Consider the following 1,193-nt stretch of genomic DNA (forward strand, 5'->3'; position numbering starts at 1 on the left):
GCGCCCGGCAGCGGGGTCAACAGGTGGCCACCGGTTTCGGTCTGCCACCAGGTGTCGACGATGGGGCAGTTTCCTTTGCCGACGACCTCATTGTACCAGTTCCAGGCCTCCGGGTTGATCGGTTCGCCGACGGTGCCCAGGAGTTTGAGCGAGGACAGGTCGTATTTCTCGACCCATTCGTTGCCCTGTCCCATGAGCGAGCGCAGTGCAGTCGGTGCGGTGTAGAACTGGTTGACCTTATGCTTTTCGCAAACGGCCCAGAAGCGGCCCGCGTCGGGGTAGGTCGGCACGCCTTCGAACATCACGGTGGTGGCGCCGTTGGCGAGCGGACCGTAGACGATGTAGCTGTGGCCTGTGACCCAGCCGACGTCGGCGGTGCACCAGAAGACGTCGCCGTCGTGGTAGTCGAAGACGTATTTATGAGTGAGGGCTGCATAGGCGAGATAGCCGCCGGAGCTGTGCACGACGCCCTTCGGTTTGCCCGTAGAGCCGGAGGTGTAGAGGATGAAGAGCGGATCTTCGGCGTTCATCGGACGCGGCGGGCAATCAGGAGACGCGTGCTCCATCAGGTATTTGACGTCGACATCGCGACCCTGCACCCAGGAGATCTGGTCGCCGGTGTGCTTGACGACGAGGCAACGGACCTTGTCCGAGCAGTGCAGCAGGGCGGCGTCGGTGTTGGCCTTCAACGGCGTGCGACGGCCGCCGCGCGGCGCTGTGTCGGAGGTGATGACGAGCTTGGCACCACAGTCGTTGATACGGTTGGCGAGCGCGTCCGGAGAGAAGCCCGCGAAAACAATAGAATGGATCGCGCCGATGCGGGCGCAGGCGAGCATGGCGTAAGCCGCCTCGGGGATCATCGGCAGATAGATCACGACCCGGTCGCCGCGCATGACACCTTGGCTCAAGAGCACGTTGGCCATGCGGTTCACCTTGTCGGAGAGTTCCTTGTAGGTGATGTGCTGCGCGGGTTCGTTGGGATCATCAGGCTCGAAAATGATCGCGGTTTGCAGGGATTTCTTGGCGAGATGGCGGTCAATACAGTTGGCGGAGACGTTCAACACGCCGTCGGCATACCATTTGATATCGACGCGACCGAAGTCGAAACAGGTCTTCTTCACCTGCGTGTAGGGCTCCATCCAGTCAAGAACCTTGCCCTGTTCCGCCCAGAAAGACACAGGGTCGTCGACGGA

The 1,193-nt window shown here is 61.6% G+C and carries 1 protein-coding gene; it reads right to left on the reverse strand.

Annotated features, from left to right (window positions below; all coding sequences use genetic code 11):
• A partial coding sequence (locus J5Y17_RS19075) for an AMP-binding protein (RefSeq protein ID WP_219787436.1) occupies positions 1 to 1,193 on the reverse strand: 1,193 nt, incomplete at both ends.

The sequence above is a fragment of the Celeribacter sp. PS-C1 genome (assembly GCF_019429625.1).
GTDB lineage: Bacteria > Pseudomonadota > Alphaproteobacteria > Rhodobacterales > Rhodobacteraceae > Celeribacter.